At 74.9% G+C, this 9,351-nt stretch carries 6 protein-coding genes; 2 read left to right on the forward strand and 4 right to left on the reverse strand.

The features are described from left to right. Positions 1 to 310: 310 nt before the first annotated feature. Complete coding sequence (locus ACFWRO_RS22470) at positions 311 to 1,243, reverse strand: MurR/RpiR family transcriptional regulator (RefSeq protein WP_384512840.1); 933 nt, start codon at positions 1,241 to 1,243, stop codon at positions 311 to 313. Between the two features lie 131 nt (positions 1,244 to 1,374). Between ACFWRO_RS22470 and ACFWRO_RS22475 the strand changes: the two genes are divergently transcribed. After that, positions 1,375 to 3,585, forward strand: coding sequence for an FUSC family protein (locus ACFWRO_RS22475; RefSeq protein ID WP_384512841.1), 2,211 nt, complete (start codon positions 1,375 to 1,377; stop codon positions 3,583 to 3,585). 12 nt (positions 3,586 to 3,597) lie between these two features. Here ACFWRO_RS22475 and ACFWRO_RS22480 read toward each other — a convergent pair whose 3' ends face one another. After that, entirely contained in the window at positions 3,598 to 5,190 is a 1,593-nt protein-coding gene (locus ACFWRO_RS22480) for a DUF4139 domain-containing protein (protein WP_384512848.1), read from the reverse strand. Positions 5,191 to 5,213: 23 nt separating this feature from the next. Continuing rightward, entirely contained in the window at positions 5,214 to 7,319 is a 2,106-nt protein-coding gene (locus tag ACFWRO_RS22485) for a DUF4139 domain-containing protein (protein ID WP_384512842.1), read from the reverse strand. A 179-nt stretch (positions 7,320 to 7,498) separates the two neighbouring features. Here ACFWRO_RS22485 and ACFWRO_RS22490 point away from each other — a divergent pair, with 179 nt between their 5' ends. Continuing rightward, a complete protein-coding gene (locus tag ACFWRO_RS22490) occupies positions 7,499 to 8,053 on the forward strand; it encodes an FABP family protein (RefSeq protein ID WP_384512843.1) in 555 nt (184 codons plus the stop codon). On the opposite strand, the gene ACFWRO_RS22495 is transcribed toward ACFWRO_RS22490, so the two are convergent. Continuing rightward, entirely contained in the window at positions 8,050 to 9,255 is a 1,206-nt protein-coding gene (locus ACFWRO_RS22495; RefSeq protein WP_384512844.1) for a cysteine desulfurase-like protein, read from the reverse strand. The two genes, ACFWRO_RS22490 and ACFWRO_RS22495, sit on opposite strands and share 4 nt — an antisense overlap. Positions 9,256 to 9,351: the final 96 nt, after the last annotated feature.

Here is a 9,351-nt window from a genome sequence, read left to right on the forward strand (position 1 = left end):
CGGGGTGGTGGTGGTCAATGCGCGGAGCGTTTGGGGTGGGTTGGTGTGCCTCGGGCGGGGGGGCGGCGGTCCCTGCGTTCCCCGGCCCCCGCCGCGGGGGCACCCGTGTGGTGCGGAGTGCTCCCTGTGGAACAACTCAAGGGTCGACTGAGGAGGAGGGGGCCGACCCGACGCTGTTCTGCCCGTGCCCGCGGGGCATCTGTAGTAAATATATATACCGTCGAGTACGCAAGGGCATGAAAAAATTCATTCGGCCCGGAGGTGTGGTCATAGGGCGTGAAAGGCCGCAGCCAGGGCCCGAGGGGCCGGGTCAGTCCTCCAGGAAGAAGTCGTACTGGTCCGATGCCTGCTCGTACTTCTCCAGCCGGACCTGTGTCCGCTCGGGATCGGCGTCCGCCATGGCCTGGAGGATGGCCGCGGACAGCACTCCCGGCGCCGAGTACGAGTCGAAGACGAGCCGCGAGCCCGTACCGGCGGTGAAGCTCACGTCGGCCTCGTGGACCAGCGGACCGAGCGCCAGGTCCGTGATCAGCGCGATGCGCAGCCCCGCGCCGCGGGCCGCCTTCATGGCGGCGAGGGTCTCCTTGGAGTGCCGGGGCATCGCGAAGGCCAGCACCCAGGTGCCGCCCGCCTCGCGCGACTGGAGCAGCGCGTCGTAGGCGACGCTGCCGCCGCGGGTCACCACCCGCACATCGGGATGGATGCGCCGCGCCGCGTACGCGAAGTACTCGGCGAGGGAGGCCGAGATGCGCAGCCCGAGCACCGTGAGCGGGGCGGACCGGGCGAGCTCCCGTCCGATGTCGAGGATCTGGTCGGTGCTCGCCAGGGAGCGGCGCAGTGAGGCCAGGTTCTCGATCTCGGCGTCGACCGCCGCCTGGAGCTCGTTGCGCCGCCGCGCCTCCCGCCCCTCGGGCGATCCGGCGATCGCACTGAGCGCGATGGGCTGGAGGGCGTCCCTGAGCGCGGGGTAGCCGCTGAAACCGAGCGACGACGCGAATCGGGTCACGGACGGCTGGCTCACACCCACGCGTTCCGCCAGTTCGGTGATCGACAGGAACGCGGCCTCGGTGAGGTGGTCGATCAGGAACTGGGCGATGCGCCGCTGGCCGGGGGAGAGCCGGTGACCGCCGAAGAGCGCGCGCACCTGGTCGACGGGCGGCGCCTGCTCCGCCTCCGCCTCCGAGCCGTGCGTGCCAGGTGTGATCGCCGCCGCCTGCGCACGCGCCTGCTGCCCTGATGGCACGGGGTGCCTCCCTTTCGTCCCGATGCCGCCCAAGATAGTTCACGAACGGTCGCCGCATGAGGCAGCGGAGGCAGCGGGGGCAGTGATTGGTGCGGGGTGCCTTGGGCCGAGGTGTGGTCGATGCTGGTGGGATGAGCGGTTTGCCGCGGGTGCCCGCCGCCTACGCGGGTGCGGCTCGCAGCTCGGTGCGGGTCACGGTGGCCGCGGCGGGCGGGTTCTACCTGTTCCTGTACGGGTTCGGGGAGACCGTCGCCGCGACCTACGCGCTGTTCGGCGCGGTCTCGCTCGGGGGCCTCTCGCGCATCCCGGGGACCGGGCGGCAGCGGGCGGTCGTCCTGCTGCGGGCGTTGCCGGTGGCCCTGCTGCTGGTCGTCGTGGGGACGTTCCTGGCCGTGCGGACCGCGAGCGCGGTGGCCGGCATGCTGGTCATCGGCTTCGCGCTGGCCTTCGTCGCCGTCGGCGGGCCCCGTCCGGCCGGTGTGGCGCCGGGGCTCCAACTGCTCTACATCCTCCCGTCGTTCCCGCCGTACGCCCCCGACACCCTGGGCGAGCGGCTGATCGGGAGCGCCGTCGGGATCCTCCTGCTCGTACTCGCCGAGGCCACTCTCTTCCGCGATGCGCCGACCGTGTCCTACCGGGAGCTCGCCGCGCGCGCCGCCGGCGTCGCCGAGCGGTGCGCCGGGGAGCTCGCCCGGCCGCCGTACGTCCTCTCCCGGGCCGCGGGCGACGCGGCCGGTGCGGCGGCCCAGACGCTGCGCCCCTCGCGCGTACCGGAGGCGGACCGGCCCGCCGGGCCCGGGGTCCGCTCACGGGCGCTCGCCCATACCGGTCTCGCGGCGCGGACCCTGCTCAACCGGCTGCATCGGTTGCCCGCGGTGCCTGAGGGGCGGACGCCCGCGGAGCCGGGTCTCGACCTGCTCCGCGCCGTCGCGCGGTCGACGGCCGCCACCGCCGCGCTGTTGCGCGGGGCTCCCGGGTCGGGGACCGCGAGCCCGGCCCGGGAGCGGGCGGCGCTCGCCGCCGCGCGGGAACGGTCGGCCGACCCGGTGGCCCTGCGCCGTGACGCCGCGCTGCTCGAAGTGGCGGATGCCGCCCTTGCCCTGTCGACGGCCGCGGGGCTGGCCGCACGGGGGCGCAGTGCCGGGCCCGAGCCGCCGCTCGGGCGGTTCTGGTACGCGCGCATGCGGGCGCCGCGGCTGTGGTGGCGGCGGCTGATCGGCAACGCGGGGTCCCGGTCGGTCTTCTTCCAGAACGCGGTCCGGATCAGCCTTGCCCTCGCGGCCGCCCGGGTCGTCGCCGGCCTCGACACCCTCCCGCACGGCTTCTGGGCCATGCTCGCGACGCTGAGCCTCACCCGGACGACCCTGGGCGCGACCCGGTCCGTCATCCGGCAGGCGGTCACCGGGACACTGATCGGCGCCCTGTGCACCGCCGGGATCCTCGCCCTGGTCGGCACGGACACCACGGTGTACGCGGCCGTGCTCGTACCGCTGCTGCTGATCACGTTCACCGTGGGGCCGGTGAAGGGCGTCGGCTGGGCCCAGGCGTTCTTCGCGATCGTGGTCTCGCTGGTCTTCGCCCAACTGGCTCCCACCACTTGGGAGTTGGCTGAGGTCCGGCTGCTCGACGTCCTCATCGGCAGCGCCATCGGCGCCGTCTTCGGTCTGCTGGCCTGGCCGCGCGGCGCACAACGGGAGGTACGGCAGTCCAGCGCGGCGCTGCTCAAGTCGGCGGCGGAAGCCGTGGTGGCCACGGCCTCGACGATCGCGGCGGGCTGGGTCCGGGACCCGGCCAGCCCGCCCCGCCACGCCTCCCTGCGGCGCACGCTCGTTCTGGCCGAGTCGGCGTTCGCGCAGTTCCAGGCCGAACCCCGGGTGCCGACGGCGGGGGACCGGGCGCGTACGACCGACTGGCAGGCCGTCCTGCTCACCGGGCACCACGCGCTGTGGGGCGCGGACCGGCTGCTGGCAGCGCCGCCCCCGCCGGAGGGCGGCGCGCCCGGCCCCGTCTCCGTACCGCCGCTCGATCCCGAGGCGGCCGCCGCGCTGACCCGGCTCGGCGACCGGGTGGCGGGCCGGATGCTGCTGCTCGCCGCCCGGCTTGAGTCGCCCGGGGACGCCCTCGGCGCGGCGGATGTCCCACCAGAGGGGACCTCGCCGGCTGCCGAGGGGGCCCCGCCGACCGTCGCGGGGGCTTCGCCCGCCGGGACCTCGCCCGCCGCCGAGGGGACTTCGCCCGCCGGGGCCCCGGGCCGCTACTACGCGACGGAGACCTGGCTGGAGGCCCTCCTCGCGGACCTGGACCGGGTCACGGACGGCGGCGCCCCGCTCAAGGCCCCGTGAGCATCCATCCGCTCAGAGCCCCGTGACCTTGGCGCTCGCGGAGAGTTCGTAGACCAGAGTGACCGTGCGGCGGCCGCCGGGGGCGAGGGGGACGTCCCAGCGGGCGATGCCGTCGGCGTCGACCGTGTCCGGGGCCGGGGAGCAGGCGTCCTTGTGGAGGCGCACCTCCACCGCCGAGACCTCGGAGACCGGGATCCGCTCCCGCAGGACGACCACCCGCTCGCCGTGCTCGCCGGGGGCGGAGAACCGGGACAGGTGCAGCCGGACCGTGCGGGTGACCACCGTCCGCTGGGTGAGCCCGGTGGTGTCGCGGGACTCCTCGGCCTCCCGGACCACCCGGTGGTCGTCGCGGCTGCCGAAGGCCAGCTCGACGGGGGCGCCGGGGGCGGTGAAGTCGAGCGTGCCGCGCCCGATGAAACCGCCCGCGCGGACCAGGTCCACCGGCCCGGCGAGCAGCGCGTGCCCGGAGCCGTTGTCGAACCGTACGACCTGGGTGACCAGCGGCGACAGCTCCGGAGAGCAGGCGTACTCGCTGCGCGGGGCCGTGCTGAAGGCGGAGAGCGGCACCCGGTGGGCGCGGCCGTCACCCGGCACCGAGACCGGCGCGGGAGCCCGCAGCACCCGTGTCTCACCGCCGTCGTCCACCCCCGGCAGGCCGAGCACCGGGGCCGGGCCGAGCGTCCCGATCTCCTCCTCGCGCAGCTCGACGTCGACCGCGCGGCGCTCCGCAGCCGAGCGGTCCTTGAGGGTCAGCCGGTCCTGGCGCAGGCGCGGCGGATCGGTGGCCAGGGCCGAGCGGGCCGTCGACAGGGTGAGCCGTACGTCCGACCAGTCCTCCCCGGTGCGCTGCCAGACGATCGCGTCGGTCTCCAGGGTGAGCGAGTCACCGTCGAGCACGGCACGGTACGCGGGCCGCCACAGCGCGCACGGGGTGAGGTGACTCAGGCGCAGGCCGACCGGCCCCGCCGCATCGGTCTCCAGGGTCAGCTCGATGTGCCCGACCAGCTCGGCGGGGTCCTCCTCGGCGAGGTCCATCGCCCGTGCGACATCGCCGAGTTCGGCGGAGAGGGCGGTCAACCGGACGTCCACGGTACGTAGTTCCTCGCCGTACGTGTCACGGTCGCCGTCCACCCGGTCCAGTTCGCGGGCCCAGCGGTCCCGCTCGGACTCCCCGAAGCCGGTGCCCTCGCCGATCTCCCGGTGCAGGTCGGTCGCGAGGCGGCCGAGCAGATCGAGGCGGGTACGGAGCCGGTCGCGCCGGCGCTCCAGACCGAGCCGCTCCTCTTCGAGGGCGTGCGCGCGCCGGCGCAGCGGCGAGTCGTCGTCGGTGGGCGCCTGCGGCCCGCGCGGGTTCCAGGCGCGGACCATCCGTACGTCGAGGACGGTCGCCCGGTGATCGGCCGTCAGCTCGGCGTGCAGCGTCCGGTCGACGGCGAGCGCGCCGATCGGTCCGAGACGCAGGCGGTGGACGCCGGCGGCGAGGTCGAGCACGGTGGCGCGTTCGACGTGGGCGCGGTCTTCGAGGCAGGTGACGGCGGTGACGGGGAGAGCTATCGGCATCGGGGCCGAGGACTCGGGGGTCGGAGACTTCGGAGCCGAGGACATCGGGTTTGTGGACATGAGGTGCGTCAGCTCCTGCGGTTTCCGCCGACCAGGGCCTTGCCGGTCGGGATGCGGATCTCGTAGCCGCCTTCGAGGGCGGCGGTGGCCCCGGCGGGCAGATCGAGGCGCCACACGCGCGTGCCCGGTGCGTGGCGGTCGGGCCCGGTGTCCGTCTGGGGTGTCGTCCAGTCGGCCCGTTCCTCGATCCGGACGTCCGGTTCCGTGGTGACCGGGACGCGCTCGCGGACCTCGACGGTGACGGGCCGCGCGAGCGCGTTGGCCAGCTCGACGTGGACGCGGGTGTCGAGCACCGTGGTGGTGTTGCGCAGGCCCGAGGTCGACTCGCGCAGCTGGGTGCGGCGGGTGACCCGGATGCCCTCGGCGGGGCCGAGCCCGACCCGTCGCACACCGCCCGGGGCGAGCGTCGGAAGCGCGGTGGTCAGCAGGAAGTCGTCGTCGACGGTGACCTCGACAGGACCGGCCAGGAGGGCCTGGTCGGTGGCGTTGGAGAGCACCAGCGTCGCGTACACGGTCGGCTCCACGGACGGCACGCTGAGGTACTCGGTCCGCAGACCGACCGGGATCTCCCCGACGGTGACGGTGTGCCAGGTGCCGTCCGACGGAATGTCGGCGCGGGCGGCGGCGTCGAACCGGTGGTCGAAGGAGCCCGCCGACACGCGGGGCCGCACGGCGTGGCCGGGCAGCGGGAGCGCGGCCACCGTCTCGGCGCGGCGGCGGTGCTCGGCCGCCACCGGATCGAAGGCGGCGTCGGGGAACAGCCGGCCCCGGCGACCGCCCGGCTCCTCGGGCCCGCTCAGCACGAGCGCGGCGTAGTCGAGTTCGGCCCCGCTCGGCTGCGGCGGTCCGGTCACCGGGACCGGTGCCGGCGGGGCAGCGCCCTCCGCGCGCTCCATGCCGTCCGCACTGGACTCGGCACGGCCCCGGGTGCGGGCCTTGGCGGCCGGTCGGCCCCCGGGCGGTTGCGGCCCCGACGGCTGCGACGGCGCGGGCATCATGGCCGCCGGCATCGGGGCGCCGTACGCGGCGCCGGGCACCGGGAAGCCGCCGACCGGCTCGCCGAAGCCCTGCGGGGAGGGCGGCGGTGGCGGTACGGGACGGGGCGCTGCCCCACCTGGCGCCGCCCCACCCACGGCCACCGGCAGCCCCACGGCCCTCGGCAGCCCCGCGGCGGCCGCGCCCGAAGCGGGCGAAGGGCCCGCCGCGTCGAAGCCGGAGAACAGCTCCGCGAGCCCGGCGGGTGGCTCGCGCCAGCCGGACGGCGCGGGGGCTGCCTGACGGCGCCCGATCCGGACCGAGCGGAGCCTCGGCAGATCGGTGCGGCGCCGCAGATCGGCCGTGGCCAGGGCGAGCCGTACGCCCGTCCAGTCCTCGCCGGTCCGCTGGGCGACCGACGCGCGCAGCACCAGGCGGCCGCTGCCGTCGCCCTGACGGTGCGTGAGCCGGTACGTCGGCACCCAGACCGCGCCCGGCACGCCGTACTCCACCTCCACCTCGACCTCGCCCTCGGCGGTGCCGTCGAGCGTCAGGAGCGCGCCGACCGTGGTCTCCACGTGCGCCTGCGGCGCGTCCGTGGAGGCGCGGGCCTCCCGGTCGTAGGCGACTTCGAGCGCGTGCTCGGCCTCGCGCACCGCCTGTTCCAGCTCGGCGAGGCGGGCGTGCAGTCCCGCGAGCCGCTCGTCGACGAAGTCGGCCAGTTCCAGCCACGCGTCGACGGGGGTACGGCGGTGCGGGTCCTCCCGCTTGCGACCGGGGGAGATGGGGTGGAGCTTCGCGACCTCCGCGATCAGGCCCGACTGACGGTTCCGGCGGGCCTCCGCCCGCGCGTACGCCTCCCGCAGCCGCTCGGTCTCGCGCCGCAGCTCGTCGGGGAGTCCCTCGCCGACCGGCTCGGCCTCGACCTCCACCCGCGCCTCGGTGACCCGCACCCCGGGCGCGCCCAGGACGCGGGCCCGCAGCGAACCCGGGTCGATCGAACGAGGCAGTCCCGTGACGAGCACCCGCCCGTCCGCCGGCACGGTGCCCCGCGCCAGACGCAGACAGAGCGCCCCCTGCGCGTACACCACGACCGAATCGAGCGTCGACCCCCAACGCACCGCCGTTCCCGCCTTCATGCTCCCCCGTCCCCCGCGAACGTCCATGGGCGCCCGTCTCCTGCGAACGTCCACGGGTGTCCGTCTCTCGCGAACGTCCATCGGCAACGTCCATGCCGAGCGAAGCCTATGCCGAGGTGGCGGACGCGTCCCCCCTAAGCTGCCATCCGGTACCGGACGCCGACCCAGGAGCGCACATCATGCACGACCCCGCCCAGCAGCCCCCGTTCCCCGACGCGTTCCACCCGGACGCCTCGCCCGCACCCCACGCGCAGCTCGGTCCTGTGCTCGGGCTCCTCGGAACCTGGGTCGGCCGGGGCCGGGGCGGATACCCGACGCTCGAAGAGGAGTTCACGTACGCGCAGGAGGTCACCTTCAGCCATGACGGACGGCCCTTCCTCCAGTTCGAGGCGCGCGCCTGGCTCCTCGACGCCGACGGCGACCCGCTGCGGCCGTCGGCCCGGGAGACCGGCTGGTGGCGGATCCAGCCGGAGGGCCGGGTGGAGGCGCTGATCACCCAGCCCACCGGCATCGCGGAGATCCTGGTCGGCGGCGCCGACGCGGGCACGGTCGAACTCAGCAGCCACCAGGTGGCGCTCACCCCCACGGCCAAGGAGGTGCGCGCCACCCGCCGCCGCTACACCCTGACGGCCGAGGACACGCTCGACTTCACCCACGACCTCGCGGCCGTCGGCCAGCCTCTGCAACACCACCTCTCCGCCCGGCTGGTGCGGGCGGGCGGCGTCAGGTCCTAGAGGCGGAGGAAGTCGGAGAGCCCTTCGAGCAGCCGGTCCACCTCGTCGGCGGTGTTGTAGGGAGCGAGGCCCACGCGGAGGGCCGGGCCCTCCAGCTTCAGGGCGGTGAAGGGCTCGTACGCGTAGAACTGGCCCGCCGTGGCCAGGATGGAGCGGGCGGCCAGGTGGATCTGCGCCTCGCGGGGGTCGCGGCCTTCGAGGGTCATCAGGAGTGTCGGCGTACGGTCCTGGGCCCTCGAATGCAGGGTCACCGCGTCGCCGAGGCCGCGTATCCCGTCCTCAAGCCGCGTACGCAGGGACAGTTCGTGCGCGTGGAGGGAGTCAAGGGACGAGGTCAGCCGACCCCGGCGCGAGGTCTCCGCGCCCGGGTCCACCGCCGCGAGGAAGTCCACCGTCGCCCGCGCGCCCGCGAGGATCTCGTACGGGAGCGTGCCGAACTCGAAGCGCTCCGGAACCGTGTCCGGGGAGGGCAGGAGCTTGTCCGGGTGGAGGGACTCCAGGAGATCGGGCGCTCCGGTCAGGACGGCGCAGTGCGGGCCGAGGAACTTGTACGGCGAGCAGACGAACAGGTCCGCCCCCAGCGCCGGTACGTCCACGAGGTGGTGCGCCGCGTAGTGCACGCCGTCCACGTACAGCAGCGCGCCGACCTCGTGGGCCCGGTCCGCGATCCGGCGCAGCGGGGGCTTGGTGCCCAGGACGTTCGAGGCCGCCGTGACGGCCACCAGGCGCGTACGGGGTGAGAGGACGCGCTCGTACGACTCCAGGTCGAGCTCGGCGGTCTCCGGCTCGATCTCGATCCAGCGGACCGTCGCTCCCGCGCGCTCGGCGGCCTGGACCCAGGGGCGGACGTTGCAGTCGTGGTCGAGGCGGCTGACGACGATCTCGTCGCCCGCGCCCCAGCCCCGCGCCAGCAGGCGGGCGAAGTCGTACGTGAGCTGGGTGGCGCTGCGCCCGTGGACGATGGCGTCCGCGGGCATGTTCAGCAGATCGGCGTAGGCGGCGCGGAACTCCGTGACGGAGCGTTCGGCGTTGAGCTCGGACGGGCTGATCCTTCCCCGGTTGGACAGGGGACCGATCAGCGTCTCGGCGATGGCCTCGGCGACGGGGCGGGGGGTCTGCGTGCCGCCCGGCCCGTCGAAGAAGGCGAGGCCGTTGTCGAGGGCGGGGAATTGCGCTCGGAGTGCGGTGACGTCGATGGCCATGGCATCGGCTTTCTGTCGGGCGGGCGAGGGGGGCTCGTGCGGGGGCCGTTCTCCGTACGGTGGCTTGTGAGCCGGGGGAGCCCGTTCCCCGGTGCC

It is taken from the genome of Streptomyces sp. NPDC058579, assembly GCF_042718575.1.
In the GTDB taxonomy this organism is placed as follows: Bacteria; Actinomycetota; Actinomycetes; order Streptomycetales; family Streptomycetaceae; genus Streptomyces.